Source organism: Catellatospora paridis (genome assembly GCF_009720365.1).
In the GTDB taxonomy this organism is placed as follows: Bacteria; Actinomycetota; Actinomycetes; order Mycobacteriales; family Micromonosporaceae; genus Catellatospora; species Catellatospora paridis.
Window position 1 is genome coordinate 53,282 of the sequence record NZ_ML769313.1, and the last position, 20,120, is coordinate 73,401.

The window sequence follows — 20,120 nt, forward strand, 5'->3', positions numbered from 1 at the left end:
CCGATCGGGCGGATCTTGAAGGGAGTCGGTTCGGGTGGACAGGATCGCCGCGAAGTTCGTGCACGGCGCTGCCGAGATCACGCGGGAGATAGAGGTGGACTCGGCCGTCGATCCGCCGGAGACGTACTCGATCTGGCTGCCGACCGGGCTGGACGCCGACCGGGACCGCTGGGTCGGGGACGACCCGTGGGAGGCCGTGTACGTGCGCGAGGCCAACCCGGCCGGGGAGCCGGCCTGGATCTACCGCTTCCGGGCGCTGGTCGACCCGGAGGAGTGACCCGCCGCCGCGCCCGGGCGGTGCCGGCTGCCGCTCACGGCCGGGTCCGGGCCAGCAGTTCCACGGCGGCGACCACCTCGGCGGGGTCGACCTCGCCGAGGCAGGGGTGGCCGGGCTGGGCGCAGGTGAGCGCGCGGGTGTCGCGGCACGGCGCGTCGGGGTCGCCCAGCCGTACGTGCGGCACGCCCTGCGGACCCCACCGGGCGAACGGCACCGTCGGCGCGAACATGCTCACCACCGGGGTGCCTACGGCCGCGGCCAGGTGCGCCGGGCCGGTGTTGCCGACGACCAGGCACGCCGAACCGGCCAGCAGCCGGCCGAGCATGGCGAGGTCGGTGTGCCCGCCGAGGTCGCCCGCCACGTCACCGGCCACCTCGGCGGTCAGCTCGGTCTCCTCGGGGCCCCCGGTGACCAGCACCTCCCGGCCGGAACGCACCAGCTCGCGCACGATCTCGACGGCGATCTTGCGGGGCAGCCCGCGGGCCGAGGCGTCCGCGCCGGGATGCACGACGACGCGGCCGGTACGCGCTCCCGTCGCCGCCAGCACCGTGCGCAGCCGCCCGTCGTCACCGGGCGGCAGGCCGTAGCCGGCCGCGGCGGCCAGCGACAGCGCGCGCTGCGCCTCGGGCAGGTCGTCGGGCACGCGGTGGCGGACGTCGAGCAGCGCCCCGGGATAGTCCTCACACACGGCGCTGATCCGGCCGACCCCGGCCAGCCGCAGCAGCAGCGCGGTGGGCAGCGGCGACTCGGCCGCCGAGGTGAAGACGACGGCCTCGTCGATCTGCCAGCAGCGCACCGTGTCGATGAGGCCGTTCACGGCCGACCGGTCGACCGGCGACGGATCGCGTTCGGCCCAGGGCGTGCGCCACTCCAGGACCCGGGTCACGCCGGGCAGCAGCCGCCCGGCGGGCGCCCCCGGCGGCCCGGTGAGCAGGGTGACCGAGTGCGCCCGAGTGGCCAGCGCCCGCAGCGCGGGCCCGGTGAGCAGCACGTCTCCGGCCGAGCCGGCGCGTACCGCGAGCACGTTGCGGGGCTCGTCGGCACCCGCCGGGCCGGGGCGCAGCAGCTGCCGGCGGTCGAGCACCCACTCGGCGGCGCCGAGCAGGCTGGACACGCGGTAGGGAGCCGCGGCGGCCTCGGCCACGCAGGTCTGCCCGGTCGGCACCAGCAGACCGGTCGCCCCGGCCGCCGCCGCGGCCTGCAGGTCGGTGCCGAGGTCGCCGACCATGACGCAGCGGTGCGGGCCGATGCCGAGCGCGCGGGCCGCGGCGGTGATCAGGCCGGGAGCCGGTTTGCGGCAGGTGCACCCGTCGGCGGGCGTGTGCCAGCAGGTCTGCCACGTGTCGAAGGGGCCGAGCAGCTGCTCGATGCGGGTGTCGACCGCCTCGGCCTGCGCGCGGGTGACGAACCCGAAGCCGACCGCGGACTGGTGCGACACGACGCCGATCCGCAGGCCGGCGTCGCGCAGCAGGTCCAGCGCCGCGCGTACGCCGGGCATCGGCACGACCAGATCGGGGTCGCTGAGCCGGGGCACCTCGCGGATCAGGGTGTTGTCGCGGTCGAACAGCACCGCGTCGTACAGGCTGGTGGGGCTGCTGTCGATCTCCGCTCTGCGCACCAGCCCGGATTACCCTGTCTTACCTACACCAAACATCCCACAGTGTGGTTTCCCTCGTGAATGCCGCAAGCATCCTTTTCTCCAGCCCGAGACATCGGTCTAGCAGCCTAGGAAGATCTAGGCGCGGTGCCCCCGCAGACAGGTGGCGGCAGACCGGCGAATGAGCCCCGCGCGGTTCGGTCACGACGAGACTGGAAGGGGGTGGGGGAGCAGCTGGCCGGACGGACGATCCGCGACGTGATGACAGGCCGCCCGGTGTGCGTCGACGCCGGCACGACGCTGACCGAGGCGGCTCGGCTGATGCGAGATCACGGCATCGGCGACGTCCTGGTGACCACCGCGGACGAACAGCTGATCGGCATCGTCACCAGCGGGGACATCGTGCGGGTGGTCGCCGCGGAACGCGATCCCGGCACCGTGCTCGCCGGCGAGCTGACGAACCGGGAACTGGTGACGGTGCACGCCGACGACGACACCGGGGAGGCCGCCCGGATCATGAAGGCGCGGTCGCTGCGCCGCCTGCCCGTCTGCGAACGCGACCGGGTCATCGGCGTCATCACCTGGAACGACCTGACCCGCGGCCAGCGGCCCCAGCCGCCCGAATCGGACGAGGGCGCGCCCGGGATGGGCTGGTCCACGAGGCCGGACGGCTGATTCGGCGGCCTGCGCGGGGTGCGGGTCAGGCGTTGAGGCCGAGGCGGATCGTGCAGCCGTGCTCCGCCGCGTCGACGGTGAGGTCGTCGGTCATCTGGCGGGCCAGCCACAACCCCATGCCGCCCGCCCCGACCGGCCGGTCCGTCGGCACGTAGCCGCTGTACGGGCTGAAGCAGCGACCGCCGTCGGACACCGCGCACAGTGCCCGTTTGCCGTCGGACCACAGGCGTACCCGCACCGGGGGCGCGCCGTGCAGGAGCGCGTTGGTGGCGACCTCGCTGACGGCCAGCACGAACCCCTGCACGGCGTACGCGGACATGCCGTCGCCGAGCAGCGCCTGCTCCACGGCGGCGCGCAGTGCGGCCAGGTCGCGGGGGTCGGCGACGTCGAGCCTGGGCGGGCCGTCCTCCAGCGGGTCGGGCCAGCGCATGCGGGCCTCGCCGAGCAGGGTCGCCGGGTCGGTGTAGCCGGCGCTGGGCACCCGCCCGCCTTCGGCGAGCAGGTGGGAGTGGCTGCTTTCGCCCGCACGCAGGATCTCCGGGGGGACCCGGCGGCGGTCGTACAGGCACAGATTCCAGATCGGGTAGGCGGCCAGGGCCTGGCCGAGCGCGGCGTCGAAGCGGGCCCATTCCCACTGCCCGCTCGGGCGCGAGCCGAAGTCGATCTCGGTCACCACGCGGACCCGGCCGCTGCCGCGCCGCTGCTCGCGTTCGACGAGTTCGCGGTATGCGGTCAGGGCCGCCACGGTGCCGCCGTGGACGTCGTCGCGGGGCAGCTCGACGACCTGGTGGTCGCCCATCGCCGCGCGCAGTAGGGCGGCGTTGTCGGGGCGGCAGATCAGCACGACGCTGTCGCCGGCGGTCGCGCCGCCGCGCAGGAACGGCACCACCGCGTCCAGCAGCTGGTCGTCATGCTGGTACTGCAGGGCGTCGTGGCGGCTGGGGGGCTGGTGCGGGAGGTTCATGCCGCGCCTCATCGCTCGGCGTCGTTGCGGACGGCCATGATGGCCATGTCGTCGCGGGGCGGGTCGGTCGAGAAGTCCACGGCGGCGGTGCGCAGCCGGGCCGCGATCACGTCGGCCGGGTGGCCGGCCAGGTACGTCAGTCGTTGCGCGAGCCGCTGGGTGCCGAAGAACTCCTGGCCGTTGCGGCGTTCGGTGACGCCGTCGGTGAAGAACACGAGGGTCTCGCCGGGGTGCAGGACGAGCCGGGCGGGCGGGCAGGTGACGGGGGAGACGAGGCCGAGGGCGGTGCCCCAGCGGCCGGCGGAGGAGACGCGGCCGTCGGCGTGCAGCACCAGCGGCCGGTCGTGGCCGGCCAGGTGCAGGGACACCTCGACGTCGGAGTCGCGGCTGCGGGTGTCGAAGGCGGCCAGGGCGAGGGTGCAGTAGCGCTCGGAGCGTTCGCTGAGGGTGTCGTTGAGGGTGGCGAGCACCGACTGCAGCGGCCGGCCGTCCTTGACGAGCACGCGGATGACCTCGCGGATCAGTCCGGTGACCGCGGCGGCGTGCACGCCCTTGCCGGAGACGTCGCCGACCATGACCAGCCAGCGGCCGTCGGGCATGGGCATGATGTCGTACAGGTCGCCGCCGACCTCGACGCCGCGGCCCGCGGGCACGTATTCGGCGCCGATGCCCAGGCCCGGGATCATCGGCAGTTTCGCGGGCAGCAGGGCCTGCTGGAGGGTGTGCGAGACGGTCTGGCGTTCCTCGTGGATGCGGGCGTTGTCCATGGCCAGGGCGCAGCGGCGGGCGACCTCTTCGGCGACCGGGATCTCGTCGGGGTCGCGCGGGGAGTCGGTGTCGCGGCCGATGCTGAGCACGCCGAGCCATTCGCCGCGGGCGAACAGGGGCACGGCGATTCCGGACAGCGAGGTGGGCAGGGGGACGTTCTTCCCGGCGAGGAGGGCGTCGGCGACGGGCGGTGCGAGCAGCGAGCGGGCGAGGTCGTCACTGACGGCGTCGAGCCAGCCGCTGAGCGCCTCGTCGGCGTGGGCGGCGGCGGCGGGTTCGAGGCGGCGGCCAGGGGTGGCGCGGTGCAGGGTGCACCAGGTGCCGAGGCGAGGCACGACGAGCCGGGGGATCAGCGCCAGGGTGAGGGTGAGGTCGAGGGACTGGGCGAGCAGTTCGCTGACTTCGGCGAGGAATGCCAGGGAGGTCTGGCGTCGGCGGTCGCTGTCGCGTAGCCGCTGGTGTTCGAGGGTCATGCCGAGCCGTTGCGTGGCCAGGTGGGTGAGGGTGTGTTCGCGCGGGGTGTCGGGCGCGTCCAGGCGCAGTTCGGCCGACCAGGGCAGGCTGACCGGGACGGCGATCCGCCGGGCGGTCGAGGCGGGGTGCAGCCGCTTGCCGTGGGCGGCCAGGAGCTGCGGGCCGGCGCCGTCGCCGCGGTCGAGCCAGACGGCGCTGCCGTTGGCACCGGTGTGCTCGGCGAGGGCGCGGAGCAGGTCGCCGGCGAATCCGTGCACGGTGCCCGTCTCGTCGGCGGTGGTGGCCACGTCGAGCAGGGCGTCGACGGCGGCCAGCGGCCCGGCGGCGTCGTGGGCGGTGGGCTCGGAGTCCGGAACGCGGTTCGGCACCTCAGTAGTGTCCGCCGATCAGGGCCGGGTTTCCAGCGCGGGCCTGTTGCCGCGTGCCGCTGGCTCGCATCCGGGGGCGGTACGGACGATGATGAACCGTGCGTCGCGATCGTGTGGCGCGGCGGTGGGCCATGAGGCGCGAGTCGGCCATCGAGGGGAGTGGGTCCTGGTGACGGCGAATCGGACGACGGCGAGTCGGACGGCGGCACAGCGTGAGCAGGCGGATGACGCCGACGCGCGGTGGCATGAGGTCGCGGCGGCGCTGCGGGCGGTGCGCAACGGCGACTTCAAGGTACGTCTGTCTCGTGGTTCGGGCATCGTCGGCGAGGTCGCGGACGCCTTCAACGAGGTCGTGATGATGCAGGAGCAGCGCAACCGCGAGTTCCTGCGGATCTCGCGGGTGGTCGGCCGGGAGGGCCGGGTGACCGAGCGCCTGGACGAGGAGGCGTACGAGGGGGCGTGGGCCGACGGCGTGCGCGCGGTCAACAGCCTGATGGACGATCTGGGGCGGCCCACCGCCGAGATCGCCCGCGTGATCGTGGCGGTGGCCGAGGGCGACCTGAGTCAGCACATGACGCTGGACATCGACGGACGGCCGCTGCGGGGCGAGTTCCTCACCATCGGCCGGACCGTGAACCGGATGGTCGACCAGCTGTCCTCGTTCGCGGACGAGGTGACCCGGGTGGCGCGTGAGGTCGGCACCGAGGGCAAGCTCGGCGGTCAGGCCGACGTGCGCGGCGTGTCGGGCACCTGGCGTGACCTGACCGACAACGTGAACTTCATGGCGTCTAACCTGACCGCGCAGGTGCGGTCGATCTCACAGGTGACGACGGCCATCGCGCAGGGCGACCTGTCGCAGAAGATCGCCATCTCGGCGCAGGGTGAGGTCGCCGACCTGGCCGACACGATCAACTCGCTGACCGACACGCTGCGGGTGTTCGCCGAGCAGGTGACGCGGGTGGCGCGCGAGGTCGGCACCGAGGGCAAGCTCGGCGGCCAGGCCGAGGTGCCGAATGTGGCGGGCACCTGGAAGGACCTCACCGACGCGGTGAACTACATGGCGTCGAACCTGACCGCGCAGGTCCGCAACATCGCGCAGGTGGCGACGGCGGTGGCCCGGGGCGACCTGTCGCAGAAGATCGCGGTGGCGGCGCAGGGCGAGATCCTGGAGCTCAAGGACGTCGTCAACACGATGGTGGATCAGCTGTCCTCGTTCGCCGACGAGGTGACGCGAGTGGCGCGTGAGGTGGGTTCGGAGGGCAAGCTGGGCGGTCAGGCGCAGGTGGCCGGGGTGTCGGGCACCTGGCGGGACCTGACCGAGAACGTGAACCAGCTGGCGGGCAACCTGACCGCGCAGGTCCGCAACATCGCCCAGGTCACCACCGCCGTGGCCCGGGGCGACCTGAGCCAGAAGATCACCGTCGACGCGCGTGGCGAGATCCTGGAGCTGAAGAGCACGGTCAACACGATGGTGGACCAGCTGTCCTCGTTCGCCGACGAGGTCACGCGTGTCGCCCGTGAGGTGGGTTCGGAGGGCAAGCTCGGCGGTCAGGCGCAGGTGGCCGGGGTGTCGGGCACCTGGCGGGACCTGACCGAGAACGTGAACCAGCTGGCGGGCAACCTGACCGCGCAGGTCCGCAACATCGCCCAGGTCACCACCGCCGTGGCGCAGGGCGACCTGAGCCAGAAGATCACCGTCGACGCGCGTGGCGAGATCCTGGAGCTGAAGAGCACGGTCAACACGATGGTCGACCAGCTGTCCTCGTTCGCCGACGAGGTCACGCGTGTCGCCCGTGAGGTGGGTTCGGAGGGCAAGCTCGGCGGTCAGGCGCAGGTGCGCGGCGTGTCGGGCACCTGGCGCGACCTGACCGACAACGTCAACGTCATGGCGTCGAACCTGACCGCACAGGTCCGCAACATCGCGCAGGTGGCGACGGCGGTGGCCCGGGGCGACCTGTCGCAGAAGATCGCGGTGGCGGCGCAGGGCGAGATCCTGGAGCTCAAGGACGTCGTCAACACGATGGTCGACCAGCTGTCCGCGTTCGCCGACGAGGTCACCCGCGTGGCCCGTGAGGTGGGTTCGGAGGGCAAGCTCGGCGGCCAGGCGCAGGTGCCCGCGGTCGCCGGCACGTGGCGCGACCTGACCGACAACGTGAACTTCATGGCGTCGAACCTGACCGGCCAGGTCCGCAACATCGCCCAGGTCACCACCGCCGTGGCCAAGGGCGACCTGTCGCAGAAGATCACCGTCGACGCGCACGGCGAGATCCTGGAGCTGAAGAACACCGTCAACACGATGGTCGACCAGCTGTCCTCGTTCGCCGACGAGGTCACGCGTGTCGCCCGTGAGGTGGGCTCGGAGGGCAAGCTCGGCGGCCAGGCGCAGGTGCGCGGGGTGTCCGGCACCTGGCGGCACCTGACCGAGAACGTGAACCAGCTCGCCTCGACGCTGACCACGCAGCTGCGCGCCATCGCCCAGGTGTCCACCGCGGTGACCCGCGGCGACATGACCCAGCGCATCTCGGTGGAGGCGCAGGGCGAGGTCGCCGAGCTGAAGGACAACATCAACCAGATGATCGTCACCCTGCGTGACACCACGAAGAAGAACGCCGAGCAGGGCTGGCTGGACTCCAACCTGGCCCGCGCGGGCGAGCTGCTGCAGGGTCAGCGGGACCTGGAACAGGTCTCCCGCATGATCATGTCGGATGTGACGCCGCTGATCGAGGCACAGATCGGCGCGTTCTTCCTGGCCGAGCCCGACGGCGAGGAGGTGCGCCTGCAGCTGACGGCGGCCTACGGGTATGCCGGCGGCGGCACCGCGGCGCACTACGCCGCTGGTGAGGGGCTGGTCGGCCAGGCTGCCGTGGACCGGCGCACCATCCGGGTCGGATCGGGTCGCACGAAGATGACGGTGCGCTCGGGCATCGCCGACACGAAGGTGTCCGACCTGATCCTGGTGCCGATCGTGTTCGAGGGCGAGGCGCTGGGCGTCATCGAGTTCGGCAGCGTCACCCCGTTCTCGGAGCTGCACCTGGACTTCCTGGACCGGCTCGCCGGCACGCTGGGCATCGCGCTGAACACGATCCTGGCCAACCGGCGCACCGAGGAGCTGCTGGCCCAGTCGCAGCGGCTGGCGCAGGAGCTGCGCGACCGGTCGGTGGAGCTGCAGCGCACCAACAACGAGCTGGAGGAGAAGGCCGCCCAGCTGTCGGAGCAGAACCGCAACATCGAGATCAAGAACCGGGAGATCGAGCTGGCGCGCCTGGGTCTGGAGGACAAGGCCCGCCAGCTGTCGGCGGCGTCGCAGTACAAGTCGGAGTTCCTGGCCAACATGAGCCACGAGCTGCGTACGCCGCTGAACTCGCTGCTGCTGCTGTCGCGGCTGCTGGCCGACAACCCGGAGGCCAACCTCACCCCGAAGCAGATCGACTTCGCGCGCACCATCCACAGCGCCGGGTCGGATCTGCTCGCGCTGATCGACGACATCCTGGACCTGTCGAAGATCGAGGCGGGGCGGATGGACGTCGAGCCGGGTGAGGTCCGCTTCCAGGACATCTGCGACTACGTGGAGCAGGCGTTCCGGCCCCAGGCCGAGGAGAAGCGTCTGGAACTGCAGCTGACCCTGTCGGAACAGCTGCCCGCCGGCATGATCACCGATGCGCAGCGGCTCCAGCAGATCCTGCGCAACCTGCTGTCGAACGCGGTCAAGTTCACCGACTCGGGCACGGTGCACCTCGAGATCGGGTCCGCGCCGGCCGACCTGGTGTTCGAGGAGCCGTCGCTGAGCCAGTCCGGCGAGGTGGTGATGTTCGCGGTGCACGACACCGGCATCGGCATCTCGGCCAGCAAGCTGGCGCTGATCTTCGACGAATTCCAGCAGGCCGACGGGACGACCAGCCGAAAGTACGGCGGGACCGGCCTGGGCCTGTCGATCAGTCGGGAGCTGGCGCGCCTGCTCGGCGGCACCATCACCGTCACCTCCGCCCCGGGGCAGGGTTCGACGTTCACCCTGTACCTGCCGGGCATGCTGACCGGGCCCACCACCGCGCCGACGCTGCCGCTGGTGCCGGCGCTGACCGGGGTGGGCGCACCGGCCGGGGCGGTGCCGGTCAGCCCGGCGGCGCAGGCGCACTACGCGACGCCGGTGTCGCGGCCGATCATCGGCCGGGCCGCGACCGACACGCTGGGCGACGAGGTGTCCTCGACCCTGGACGGGGCGCGGGTGCTCATCGTCGACGACGACGTGCGCAACGTGTTCGCGCTGGCCAGCGCGCTGGAGCACCACGGCATGCAGGTCCTGTACGCCGACAACGGCAACGACGGCATCCAGCTGCTGGCCGAGCACCCCGACATCCACATCGTGCTGATGGACGCGATGATGCCCGAGCAGGACGGCTACGAGACGACCCGGATCATCCGGCGCAACCCGCACCTGATCACGCTGCCGGTGGTGTTCCTGACCGCCAAGGCGATGCCCGGTGACCGGGAGGCCGCGCTCGGGGCGGGCGCCAGCGACTACATCACCAAGCCGGTCGACCTGGACGAACTGCTGCGGCTGATGGCCCGCTGGATCGGCCGACAGGGGCAGGCCTCATGATCGTGCGGGCGGGGTATGCCGTCGATGAGTACGGCGAGCGAAACGGTGGGCCGGGTGGTCACGCCGCCGGCGGCCGTGGCGAGGAGCAGGCATGAGCGAGCCACGCGAGCGAATCGGTGGGCTCGGTGGTCACGCCGCCGACGAGCGTAGCGAGGAGACGGCGTGAGCGAGCTGGAGGCGGGTTTCCTGATGGCGAAGGTGCTGCTGGTCGACGACCGGCAGGACAACCTGATCGCGCTGGAGGCGATGCTGCAGGGGCTGCCCGTGGAGCCGGTCGCGGTCAGCAGCGGCGAGGCGGCGCTCAAACGGCTGCTCGTCGACGACTTCGCGGTGATCCTGATGGACGCGCAGATGCCGGGCCTGGACGGGTTCGAGACGGCGGGGCACATCAAGCGCCGTGAACGCACCCGGCACATCCCGATCATCTTCCTCACCGCGGCCGACCGGGACGCCCGGCTGGCGCTGCGCGGGTACGCCGCGGGTGCGGTCGACTACCTCACCAAGCCGTTCGACCCGTGGGTGCTGCGGGCGAAGGTGGCCATCTTCGTGGACCTGTGGGTCAAGACCCAGCAGCTGCGCCAGCAGGCCCAGCAGTGGGCGCGGCTGTCCGGCGCGGCCCAGGACGCGGTGCGGCTGCTCGAGGAGCCCGGCCTCGACAACGTCGAACGCGCCCGTGAGGCGCTGCGCGCCGCCCTGCCGCACGACCCGGAACCGCTGACGCGCCGCGCCCGCTGACCCCGGTGCGGGTCAGCGCTCGGTGATCTCCAGGGCGAGCAGGCACGCCTCGTCGTCGCGTTCGGGTGGGGTGAGCTGCCACAGGCCCTCGGTGCCGTCCTTGCGGTAGGCGGCGCCGACCCGGGTCGCGAACTCGGCCAGCGGGTCGCGTTTGCGCTTGTGCAGCACCCCGTCGGTGAACGACACGAAACCGTCGCCCGGTTGCAGGCGCAGCGTGTGAGTATCGAAGCGCTGGCCGTCGAGCAGGCCCAGCAGCGGCCCGGCCGGGTCGTCGACCACGGCGGCGACGCCGTCGCGCACCAGCAGCGGCTGCAGGTGGCCCGCCGACGCCCAGCGCAGCGTCTGGTCGGCCGGCTGGTAGTGCCCGATCAGCAGGCTGGCCAGCGGCCCGTCGGGTGCGCCCATCAGCATGCCGTTGACGATGCGCAGGATCTCGGCGGGCGCGGTGCCGGCCGAGCCGAGAGTCACCACCGGGAACCGCAGTCGCACCACCGCGGCGGCGGCGACCAGGCCGGTGCCGAACGCGTCGCCGATGACGAACAGCAGCGACCCGTCGTCGAGCCGCTCGGCGTCGCAGAAGTCGCCGCGCAGCTGCGTACGCGGGGCGGTGGCGGCGTAGTGGCGGCCGGTGACCGCCGCGCCGGGCGTCTGCAGCACCAGGTCCCGGCCGGGGTAGAGCAGCCGGGTGAGGTTGGCGGTCAGCGACTGCTCGGCGGCGAGCTGGATCTGCCGGGCCGCGGCGATGGTCTCGCTGCGGGTCCAGCGGTCCTCGGCGGCGTGCTGCTCGCTGACGTCGTGCAGGACCAGCCGGATCAGGCGGATGTCGTCGCCGGCGAGGTCGGCCTCGGCGAACACCCGCACCGGCACCACGCCGCGGGCGGTGTTCAGCCGCAGCAGGGCCAGGTCCGGCCGGCCCTGGGCGAGCCCGGCGAGCAGTTCGCGCAGCAGGCCGCGGTCGGCGGCGGCGAAGAACGACCCGAACTTGTCCAGCGTGGTGGGTCCGTGCGCCTCGTCGCGCCCGACGAGCCCGTACAGGCCGGGGGACCACACCGCGTCGCCGGCCTGCAGGTCCCATTCGGCCCAGCCGGAGCGGCTGAGCGTCTCCAGGCGTGCCATCCGGGCGTCGTTGCTGACCCTGGCGTCGATGCGCTCCCAGGAGGCCAGCAGCGCGTCGCCGACGCGGGCGGCCCGGCGGTTGAGAATGACGCGGCGGGGCCGCCCGTCGACCACGGCGTCCTCGACGACACCCTCGCGGGCGAAGGGCACGTCATCGGCGAGCAGCTCGACGTAGGCGTCGAAGACGCCGTTGACGCGCAGCCGCGGGTAGACGTCGAGCAGCAGCCGCCCGACGGTGTCGCCGTCGGAGGCGCGTACGGCGGGCCCGGCGGCGGCGATGACGAAGTCCTCGACGGCGCCGTCGTCACCGCGCACCGGGGTCAGCAGGTGCCCGCGGCCGCCGAGCACGTCGAGCGCGGTGGCCAGCCACACCGGCAGGGATGCGGGGGCGGTGTCGGCGGTCGACCACAGTCGGCGCAGCGCCCGGCCCGCGCCGGCGGCGAGCCGGTCCAGGAAGGCGCGGTCGGTGGCGGTGAACTCGCGGGGCTCGCCCCAGACCAGCGACAGCGCACCGACCATGTGGTCGTCGACGGCCAGTGGGTACACGGCGCGAGCCGGTCCGGGGCCGATCAGCACGAAGTCGTGCGGCTGCAGGCCGTCGAGCAGCAGCGGCCGGCCGGTGCGCACCACGGCGCCGACGGTGGTGGGCAGGGAGCTGGGCGAGCGCTGCCATTCGCTGGCGACCTGGGCGGGCCAGCCGTGGCTGGCGACCAGGCGCACCGCGCCGTCCACCTCGGCGGTGAACACCGCGGCGGCCGCGCCGGGCGCGTCGCCGAGGCCGACGGTGACCAGGATGTCGGCCAGCGTCGGGAAGTCCGCGGCGGCGTCGAGGGCGGCCAGGCATTTGCGCAGCACCCGGGCGCGGGCCTGGGGCAGGGCGCGGGCCGGGTCGTCGTCGAGGCCGACGATGGTGCGCAGGCCGGGCGTGGCCTGCCCGGGCAGGTCCAGGGCCGCGGCGGGGGCCGTGGGCGGATCCTGCGCCTCGGCGGTGTCGGGCACGGTCGCGCCGACGAGGTCGGCGGCCAGGTCGACGACGCTGATGTTGCGCTGCTGGGACATCGCAGACAGGCGCTCGAAGGCGCTCTCCGGGTCGCAGCCGAACCTTTCCGCGAGCAGGCCCTTGGCCTGCTCGATGAGGCCGCGGGTGCGCATCGCCTTGCGCAGGCCGGCGAGTTCGGCCTCCAGGCGCTGCACTCGGGCGACCCAGTCTGCCTCTGCGGGCGGGGGTGCGGCTTGCCGTGCCATGATTCGTACTCTGCCCATCGCGATCGGCGCCGAAACGGTGAACTCACCATTGTCCGGCAGGCGCGTGACCGCTGGGACGGCGGGTGTGCGAACGGCGCTGGGCGTGCGTTAATGGAACTGTTTCAGGTGGCGGAGGGAGTGGGATGGACCGGGGTTTCGGTGTCGAACGGGTCGTGGACGCGGACCGCATCGTGGTCAGGGTCCGCGGCGAGATCGACCTGATGACCGCGGGCAGCCTGCGCGACGAGCTGTGCGACGCGGTCAAGCAGTCCCCCGAGGTGATCGTCGACCTGCAGGGTGTGGGCTTCCTCGACTCGACCGGCGTGCGGGCGCTGTTCGACGCCTACCGGTCCGCCAACGAACTCGGTCACCGCTTCTACGTCACCGGCGCCCGCCAGTGGGTGGCCAAGGTGCTCGACGTGACCGGCGTCGGAAAACTGCTGGCCCCGCCGGCCTGAGCCCGGCCCCGCCCGTCAGGGGCGTAGACCCGTTTCCGAAATTTTCACCGGCGCAGGCTTCGCCGCCGTGCCAGAGGGGCACGTGAAGAGTATGTCCATGCTGGTGTGCCAGGTGCGGCGGCAACAGCCCTTCGCGCTCATCGCGATGGCCGGGACGCTCGACCAGGACACACTCATCCAGGCCGGGGTCACGCTGGCCGACTGCCTGGCTGCGCAGCCGGAGGCGGTCGTCCTCGACCTCGCTGACACGAGATGTGCCGACGAGCGGCTCGTGCCGTGGCTGCACCGTGCCGCGGTCAGCGCTTCCCGCTGGCCCGGCGTGCCGATCATGGTCGCCGCGCCGCCGTGCCCGGTGCCGGTCGCGCACCCGGGCCTGTCCGTCTTCGACGACGCCGGGCTGGCCGAGAAGGCCGCCGAGGCGCTGCCGGTCAGCCCGCGCCGCTCGGTGACCCTGCCGCCGACCCCGGCCAGCTGCGCCCGGGCCCGTGACCTGGCACAGCGCGCCTGCGCCGCGTTCGGGTTGCCACGGCTGGGGCAGCTCGCGCAGCTGCTCGCCTCCGAGCTGGCCGCGAACGCGGTCACGCACGCGCGCACCGACATGGAGCTGACGCTGCGCCGCGCGGGCGAGGCGGTGATCGTGGCGGTCCGCGACGGGGATCCGCGGCTGCCGCACGAGTCCGGCCCGGAGGACCGCGGCGCCGGCCTGGAGCTGGTTTCCGCGATGGCCACCGATTGGGGCAGCCTGCTGACCAGCGGCGGAAAGGTCGTCTGGGCGTCGGCGTCGGTCGCCGAGCCACGGCGCGCCACGGCTTCCTGAGGGTCCTTTCGCGCGTATACTTGGAGCCCTGCCGTGCGAGCGGCAGAACGTGGCCGGGGTGACCGGGCCACGACGGCGCTCTAGCAGCAGGGCGCCGTGGCCCGCCAGGAACAGCCTGCCGGCCCGTGCGGTGCACGGGTGACGAGCGCAGGCGTTGGCAGGTGTGAAGATGCGTACCGGTACTGTTTCGTCCCCGAAGTCCGCCGTGAGCGCCGTAGACGTGCTGGCGAGGTTCGAGGACTCTTTGCTGCTGCTGCACCGTCTGCCCGACGGCGACACCGGCCGCGGCAGGCTGCGTGACGAGATCATCTGCGGGTGCGCGCCGGTGGCACGCCGCCTGGCGATGCGCTTCCGCAACCGTGGCGAGGACGTCGAAGACCTCGTCCAGGTGGCTACGATCGGCCTGATCAAGGCCGTCGACCGGTTCGAACCCGAGCGCGGGGCGCCGTTCGCCAACTACGTCATGCCGACGATGCTGGGCGAGATCAAGCGCTACTTCCGCGACCGCACCTGGACCCTGCACGTGCAGCGCTCCCTGCAGGAGTTGCACCTGGCGGTGTGCCGGGCGATTCCGGAACTGAGCCAGTCCCTGCAGCGCACGCCGACCGCCGAGGACATCGCCGAATACCTGGGCGTCAGCGAGGACGACGTGCTGCGCGGGATGCAGTGCGCCGCGGCGTACACGGCCAGCTCGCTCAACGCGCCCGCGACCGCCGACGACGGCGACGGCGAGCTGCAGGACCTGCTGGGCGAGTGCGACGACACCCTGGAGGCGCTGCCCGAGCGCGAGGCGCTGCGCCAGGCGATCGACACCCTGCCCGAACGCGACCAGCGCATCCTGCGGATGCGGTTCGTGGACAACCTGACCCAGTCGGAGATCGCCGAGCAGGTCGGCGTCTCCCAGATGCACGTCTCCCGGCTGCTGGCGCGCGCCTTCCAGGTGCTGCGGCAGGAGCTGACCTGCGCCGACGCCGGTTGAGCCGCCGATCCTTGCCCGGTCCGCGCCACCGGACGGCGCGGACCGGGGCGGGGTTCACATGCGCTCGGGGGCTTCGATGCCGAGCAGGCCCAGGCCCTGGGCGATGACCCGGGCGGTGAGGTCGCACAGCAGCAGCCGGCTGGCCCGGGTCGGCCCGTCGGCTTTGAGCACCGGGCAGTTGTCGTAGAAGGCGGTGTACGCCCCGGCCAGGCCCTGCAGGTACCCGGCGAGCCGGTGGAACTGCAGCGTCTGCGCCGCGTCCGCGACCACGGCCGGGAAGCCCAGCAGCTCCATCGCCAGCGCCCGCTCGGCCGGGGAGTCGAGCAGCACCACCGCGGCGCGGTCCGGGCCGACCCCACCCCGGCGGAAGATCGACTTGATCCGGGCATGGGTGTACTGCAGGTAGGCCCCGGTGTCGCCGGAGAACGACAGCATCCGCTCCCAGCTGAACGTGTAGTCCTTGATCCGGTCGCTGGACAGGTCGACGTACTTGATCGCGCCGATGCCGACCATGCGCGCCACCTCGGCCCGGGTGTCGGCGTCGAGTTCCGGGTTCTTCTCCGCCACGATCGCCGCGGCCCGGGTCACCGCCTCCTCGAGCAGCTCCATGAGCTTGACGGTCTGCCCGGCCCGCGAGGCCAGCTTCTTGCCGTCGGCGCCCAGCACCTGCCCGAAACCCACGTGCACCGCCCGGGCCGGTTCGGCCAGCCAGCCCGCCTCCCGCGCGGTCTGGTACACCATCTCCAGGTGCCGGCTCTGCGGCGAGCCGACCACATACAGCAGCCTGGTCGCCTTCAGCTCCTGCGTGCGATACCGGATCGCGGCCAGGTCCGTCGCCCCGTAGCCGTAGCCGCCGTCCCGTTTGCGCACGATGATCGGCGTCGGCTGCCCGTCACGCCCCGCGAAGCCCTGCGGGAACGCGCACTGCGCGCCGTCGCTCTCCTGCAGCAGGCCGAGGCCGTCGAGGGTGTCCACAACGGGGGCGAGCATGTCGTTGTAGTACGACTCGCCGCAGAAGTCGGCCGCGGTCAGGGTCACGCCGAGCTTGTCGTACACGGCCAGGAAGTACTTCTCGCTCTCGTCGACCAGCAGCCGCCACAGCCGCAGCGTGGTCTCATCGCCGGACTGCAGCGCCACGACCCGCAGCCGGGACCGCTCGGCGAACACCGGGTCGGCGTCGAACTTGACCCGCGCTGCCTGGTAGAAGCCGTTGAGGTCACCGACCGACAGCTCGTGCGCGGCTTCGGTCTCGCCGAGGTCGAGCAGGTGTTCGATGAGCATGCCGAACGGGGTGCCCCAGTCGCCGACGTGGTTGGCCCGCCGGATGTCGTGGCCCAGCCAGTCCAGGGTCCGCGCGACGGCGTCGCCGATCACCGTGGAGCGCAGGTGGCCGGCGTGCATCTCCTTGGCCACGTTCGGATGGGAGTAGTCGATGATCACGGTCTCCGGCGCGGACGCGGCGGGCACGCCGAGCCGCTCGTCGCCGCTCATCGCGGCGAGCAGCCCGGCCAGCGCGTCGCCGCGCAGCTTCAGGTTGATGAAGCCGGGTCCCGAGATCTCCGCGGTGGCGACCAGGTCGGCCAGGTCGGCGCGGCCCAGCGCGTCGGCGGCGATGTCACGCGGCGCGCGGCCCAGCCGCCGGGCCAGCGGCAACGCGCCGTCGGCCTGGAAGTCGGCGTGCTGCGACCGGCGCACCACCGGATCCGCCGGCTCGCCCGCGACCGCCGCGAAGGCGGCCGCCAACCGGTCGTTGAGGAGACTCTCCAGGTCAGTCACGTGAACTCAGCTCTCTCGCAAGCGGGCAGGAGCGGCCCGCCGGGGCGGCATCGCGCCGGGCAGACCACTACACAGATCAGACAGAAGGTGCGGAGAAAGGCAGCACAGCGCGCGAAAACGCGTCAGCGAGCTGCCACGATTCGTCGTCGCTCGATCACGACGACGCGACCCGCCGGGCGCACGGCGACACGGCCACAAAGGCCGGCGCGCACCACAGCAGAGGACATGCCCCGACTCTACCCAACCCCGCCACCGAGAAAGGAAGGGCACCTTGTTAACGGCATGCGTACCGGAAGGGCACCTTCCTAACATGGGCGGATGACCGACGACGCGGCCGGGCAGTACCGGTTCTACGGCGAGCTGGCCCGGTGGTGGCCGCTGATCTCGCCGGTGGACGACTACGCCGAGGAGACGGCGTTCGCGGCGCAGTTGCTGCGCTCGGCGTCGATCCCGGTGCGCGAGGTGCTGGAACTGGGCAGCGGTGGCGGTCACAATGCGGTGCACCTGCGGGAACATTTCACGATGACGCTGTCGGACCTGTCCGCCGAGATGCTCGACATGTCCCGGCGGCTGAACCCGGACTGCGCGCACCACGTCGGCGACATGCGCACGCTACGGCTGGGCCGCGCCTTCGACGCGGTGTTCCTGCACGACGCGGTGTCTTACATGACCACCGAGGACGACCTGCGGCAGGCGATCGCCACGGCGTACGCCCACTGCCGGCCCGGCGGCGTCGCCGTGCTGCTGCCCGACGAGACGGCGCAGACCTACGAACCCGGCGCCGACCACGGCGGCGTCGACGGCCCGGACGGGCGCGGCGTGCGCTTCCTCGAGTGGTCCTGGGACCCCGACCCCGCCGACTCCTGGACCCTCACCGAGTACGCGTTCCTGCTGCGTGAGGCCGACGGCAGCGTGCGCACGGCGCACGAGACCCACCGCACCGGCGTCTTCGCCCGCGAGGTGTGGCGCAAGCTGCTCACCGAGGCCGGGTTCACCCCGGAGCTCGTTATCGAGCAGACCACCGAGGACCGCACCCCCCGCGACTGCTTCGTCGCCCACCGCCCCGCGTAGCGCCCCGCCGCCGGACGGGCCGGTTGATCGTCGGACTTGCCAGGCAGGTGGGCGAAAGCGGGCCAAAGATACGCACACCTGCCTGGCAAGTCGAGCGATCATGGTGCGGTCCGGGCGCGCCCGGGTGCTCGGGTCAGTCGAGGTGCGGCCCGTGGCGCCGGCCGGTGCACAGTTCGTCGAGCCGGCGCAGCGTGTCGTGCATGCTGTCGATCCAGATCCGGCCGTCGTCCATGGACTCCCGCTCGTCGGCGGGTGCCCGCGAGCAGTCGTAGCTCTCGGTCACGATGGTCGCGCCAGGCCCGTCGGGGACGAGTTCGTAGCTCCACCGGTGGCCCCACCGGGCGTCCGGCGCGTCGGCGTCGGGGTGGCCGCGGCCCGCCACGGGCTCCCAGCCGATCCGCCGGTCCTGCTCGTACTCGACGACGTGGTTGTCCATCTCGTAGTCGCCGTGGGCCGAGTAGTACATGCGCATCACGAAGACGTCGCCGACCCCGGTGACGGCCGCCTGGGTCACGGCGCCGCGCAGCATGCCGGACCCGTCCAGGGCCAGGTGGCAGGTCGGGTCGGCCAGGGCCTGGAAGATCGCGGCCGCGGGGGCTTCGATGCGCCGGGACACGCGCACCACGGGGCTGCCGTCGCCGTCCATGGGCGGGCCTCCTCCATCAGGGAAGGTGGATGGTCCGCCGCATGGTAAACGCCCCGTCCGACAGGACGGGGCGTTCGGTGGTGCCCGCAGGCCTCAGTGGAACCGGTGCACGACGGCGTGGCCCTTGCCGCGGGAGATGAGCCAGCGGTTGACGGGCACGGTGAGCGCGAACGCGATCAGCAGCGAGAAGGCCAGCGCCGCCCAGAACAACCAACTGGTCAAACCGGCGTCCATGGCGCCGGGCACGCCGACCATGATGGCGTTGTCGATCAGCTCCATCATCGCGATGGACACCGTGTCCGCGGCGAGCGCGATCTTCAGCGCCTGCCGGAAACCGACTCCGGCGCGCAGCACGCCGCGCATGGTCAGCGCGTAGCCGAAGACGAACGCCAGCGCCACCGACAGCACGACCGTCGGCCCGGCCGTCCAGCCCAGCGCGGTGCCGATGACCATGCCCAGGACCTCGCCGATGGCGCAGCCGGTGAGGCAGTGCAGCGTCGCCGAGGCGGCCATGCGCCAGGTCGCGGCGGGGACGTGCGGGGTGTGCCCGGTCGCGGCGCTGCGGGCCGCGTCGTCGGTGACATGGCCGTGGGCGGCATGGTCGTGATGATCCATGCCGCCCAGCATACCTCCGAATACCCCCGGGGGGTATAGTCAGACGTGGCAGATGATCTCGCCATGCGGCACCACGTACCAGCCGTCCTCGGCCGCCACCCACTCCCGCCAGCCGTCGGCCATCCGCCGCAGGTCGGCCTCGGTGGCGTAGCCCTTGGCGACGGCCTGCGCGGCCAGTGACGACTGCACGACGCGCTCCGCCCACATGCCGCCCCACCAGGCCCGCTCCTCGGGGGTGGCGTAGCACCAGACGCTCGCGGTCGCGGTGACGTCGGTGAACCCCGCCGCCCGGGCCCACGAGTGCAGCCGCCGCCCGGCATCGGGCTCACCGCCGTTGTCGCGGGCGATCCGCCGGTACAGCGCCAGCCACTCGTCCAGCGCCGGAATGACCGGCCACCAGGTGAACGCGGCGTAGTCGCCGTCGCGGGCGGCGACCACCCCGCCGGTCCGGCACACCCGGCCCATCTCGCGCAGCGCGCCGACCGGGTCGGACAGGTGCTGCAGCACCTGGTGGGCGTGGACCACGTCGAACGAGTCGTCGGGCAGGTCGAGGGCCTGCACGTCGGCGACCAGGAAGTCGACGTTGGCGGTGCCGCGCGCGGCGATCTCGGCGCGGGCCAGGCCCAGCGCGTCCTCGGTCAGTTCCAGCGCGGTGAGCCGGGCCGGGGCGACCGCGTCGGCCAGGTCGGCGGTGATGGTGCCCGGCCCGCAGCCCACGTCCAGGACCGTCCGGCCCGGCCGCAGGTGGGGGAGCAGGTAGGCGGCGGAGTTGGCCGCGGTGCGCCAGCGATGCGACACCAGCACCGTCTCGTGGTGTCCGTGCGTGTACGTCGTCATGGGTGATCCCTCCTACCTGGAGAGTCTAGAGATCGCGTCTCGTTATGTAGGAGAAAGATCTCATATAGTGAACAGGTTTGGGAAAGGAGCTGGTGAGGGAACGTA

At 72.5% G+C, this 20,120-nt stretch carries 16 protein-coding genes; 8 read left to right on the forward strand and 8 right to left on the reverse strand.

Translation table 11 applies throughout. The annotated features are described in order from the left end of the window. Positions 1-34 precede the first annotated feature (34 nt). On the forward strand, positions 35-277 hold the full coding sequence (locus tag F9C41_RS05160; RefSeq protein WP_155385513.1) for a hypothetical protein: 243 nt from the start codon (positions 35-37) through the stop codon (positions 275-277). A gap of 34 nt (positions 278-311) precedes the next feature. Here the strand turns inward: F9C41_RS05160 and F9C41_RS05165 are convergent, their stop codons facing one another. Next, entirely contained in the window at positions 312-1,895 is a 1,584-nt protein-coding gene (locus tag F9C41_RS05165; protein ID WP_230689328.1) for an HAD-IIIA family hydrolase, read from the reverse strand. Between the two features lie 201 nt (positions 1,896-2,096). Between F9C41_RS05165 and F9C41_RS05170 the strand changes: the two genes are divergently transcribed. After that, positions 2,097-2,549 carry a CBS domain-containing protein gene (locus F9C41_RS05170; protein ID WP_155385514.1) on the forward strand — a complete coding sequence of 151 codons (453 nt, stop codon included), beginning with the start codon at positions 2,097-2,099 and terminating at the stop codon, positions 2,547-2,549. Between the two features lie 25 nt (positions 2,550-2,574). Here the strand turns inward: F9C41_RS05170 and F9C41_RS05175 are convergent, their stop codons facing one another. Both F9C41_RS05175 and F9C41_RS05180 read right to left on the reverse strand, forming a co-directional pair. Then, positions 2,575-3,513: a sensor histidine kinase gene (locus F9C41_RS05175; RefSeq protein ID WP_196279626.1), complete on the reverse strand. Its 939-nt coding sequence runs from the start codon at positions 3,511-3,513 to the stop codon at positions 2,575-2,577. A gap of 8 nt (positions 3,514-3,521) precedes the next feature. Next, positions 3,522-5,123 (reverse strand): PP2C family protein-serine/threonine phosphatase, encoded by a 1,602-nt coding sequence (locus tag F9C41_RS05180; protein WP_230689329.1) that lies wholly within the window; start codon positions 5,121-5,123, stop codon positions 3,522-3,524. Between the two features lie 493 nt (positions 5,124-5,616). Here F9C41_RS05180 and F9C41_RS05185 point away from each other — a divergent pair, with 493 nt between their 5' ends. Then, the gene (locus tag F9C41_RS05185) at positions 5,617-9,720 is read left to right on the forward strand and encodes a HAMP domain-containing protein (RefSeq protein ID WP_407924675.1); all 4,104 of its coding nucleotides are present in this window, start codon (positions 5,617-5,619) and stop codon (positions 9,718-9,720) included. Positions 9,721-9,909: 189 nt separating this feature from the next. After that, a complete protein-coding gene (locus F9C41_RS05190) occupies positions 9,910-10,455 on the forward strand; it encodes a response regulator (protein WP_155386184.1) in 546 nt (181 codons plus the stop codon). Positions 10,456-10,467: 12 nt separating this feature from the next. Here the strand turns inward: F9C41_RS05190 and F9C41_RS05195 are convergent, their stop codons facing one another. Then, complete coding sequence (locus F9C41_RS05195; protein WP_196279627.1) at positions 10,468-12,816, reverse strand: SpoIIE family protein phosphatase; 2,349 nt, start codon at positions 12,814-12,816, stop codon at positions 10,468-10,470. 143 nt (positions 12,817-12,959) lie between these two features. On the opposite strand from F9C41_RS05195, the gene F9C41_RS05200 reads away from it, so the two are divergent. The 3 genes from F9C41_RS05200 (at position 12,960) to F9C41_RS05210 (ending at position 15,070) form a co-directional block, all read left to right on the forward strand. Continuing rightward, positions 12,960-13,274, forward strand: coding sequence for an STAS domain-containing protein (locus F9C41_RS05200; RefSeq protein ID WP_155385517.1), 315 nt, complete (start codon positions 12,960-12,962; stop codon positions 13,272-13,274). A gap of 91 nt (positions 13,275-13,365) precedes the next feature. After that, positions 13,366-14,091: an ATP-binding protein gene (locus F9C41_RS05205; RefSeq protein WP_155385518.1), complete on the forward strand. Its 726-nt coding sequence runs from the start codon at positions 13,366-13,368 to the stop codon at positions 14,089-14,091. A 205-nt stretch (positions 14,092-14,296) separates the two neighbouring features. Then, positions 14,297-15,070 (forward strand): SigB/SigF/SigG family RNA polymerase sigma factor, encoded by a 774-nt coding sequence (locus F9C41_RS05210; protein WP_196279628.1) that lies wholly within the window; start codon positions 14,297-14,299, stop codon positions 15,068-15,070. 54 nt (positions 15,071-15,124) lie between these two features. Here the strand turns inward: F9C41_RS05210 and argS are convergent, their stop codons facing one another. Further along, positions 15,125-16,846 (reverse strand): arginine--tRNA ligase, encoded by a 1,722-nt coding sequence (gene argS, locus F9C41_RS05215; protein WP_155385520.1) that lies wholly within the window; start codon positions 16,844-16,846, stop codon positions 15,125-15,127. A 318-nt stretch (positions 16,847-17,164) separates the two neighbouring features. Between argS and F9C41_RS05220 the strand changes: the two genes are divergently transcribed. Further along, on the forward strand, positions 17,165-17,917 hold the full coding sequence (locus F9C41_RS05220) for a class I SAM-dependent methyltransferase (RefSeq protein ID WP_155385521.1): 753 nt from the start codon (positions 17,165-17,167) through the stop codon (positions 17,915-17,917). A gap of 133 nt (positions 17,918-18,050) precedes the next feature. Here the strand turns inward: F9C41_RS05220 and F9C41_RS05225 are convergent, their stop codons facing one another. From F9C41_RS05225 to F9C41_RS05235, 3 genes are all read right to left on the reverse strand, one after another. Beyond that, positions 18,051-18,563, reverse strand: coding sequence for an SRPBCC family protein (locus F9C41_RS05225; RefSeq protein WP_155385522.1), 513 nt, complete (start codon positions 18,561-18,563; stop codon positions 18,051-18,053). Positions 18,564-18,656: 93 nt separating this feature from the next. After that, positions 18,657-19,178: a DUF4396 domain-containing protein gene (locus F9C41_RS05230; protein WP_155385523.1), complete on the reverse strand. Its 522-nt coding sequence runs from the start codon at positions 19,176-19,178 to the stop codon at positions 18,657-18,659. A gap of 39 nt (positions 19,179-19,217) precedes the next feature. Further along, the gene (locus tag F9C41_RS05235) at positions 19,218-20,015 is read right to left on the reverse strand and encodes a methyltransferase domain-containing protein (RefSeq protein ID WP_155385524.1); all 798 of its coding nucleotides are present in this window, start codon (positions 20,013-20,015) and stop codon (positions 19,218-19,220) included. Between the last annotated feature and the right edge of the window lie 105 nt (positions 20,016-20,120).

What these genes read in the sequence shown, in the direction of transcription:
- F9C41_RS05230 (WP_155385523.1), bottom strand. Translation starts at nt 19,178, where the DNA reads ATGGATCATCACGACCATGCCGCCCACGGCCATGTCACCGACGACGCG.
- F9C41_RS05235 (WP_155385524.1), bottom strand. Translation starts at nt 20,015, where the DNA reads ATGACGACGTACACGCACGGACACCACGAGACGGTGCTGGTGTCGCAT.
- F9C41_RS05225 (WP_155385522.1), bottom strand. Translation starts at nt 18,563, where the DNA reads ATGGACGGCGACGGCAGCCCCGTGGTGCGCGTGTCCCGGCGCATCGAA.
- F9C41_RS05195 (WP_196279627.1), bottom strand. Translation starts at nt 12,816, where the DNA reads ATGGCACGGCAAGCCGCACCCCCGCCCGCAGAGGCAGACTGGGTCGCC.
- F9C41_RS05220 (WP_155385521.1), top strand. Translation starts at nt 17,165, where the DNA reads ATGACCGACGACGCGGCCGGGCAGTACCGGTTCTACGGCGAGCTGGCC.
- F9C41_RS05205 (WP_155385518.1), top strand. Translation starts at nt 13,366, where the DNA reads ATGTCCATGCTGGTGTGCCAGGTGCGGCGGCAACAGCCCTTCGCGCTC.
- F9C41_RS05190 (WP_155386184.1), top strand. Translation starts at nt 9,910, where the DNA reads ATGGCGAAGGTGCTGCTGGTCGACGACCGGCAGGACAACCTGATCGCG.
- F9C41_RS05185 (WP_407924675.1), top strand. Translation starts at nt 5,617, where the DNA reads ATGGACGATCTGGGGCGGCCCACCGCCGAGATCGCCCGCGTGATCGTG.
- F9C41_RS05200 (WP_155385517.1), top strand. Translation starts at nt 12,960, where the DNA reads ATGGACCGGGGTTTCGGTGTCGAACGGGTCGTGGACGCGGACCGCATC.
- F9C41_RS05175 (WP_196279626.1), bottom strand. Translation starts at nt 3,513, where the DNA reads ATGAACCTCCCGCACCAGCCCCCCAGCCGCCACGACGCCCTGCAGTAC.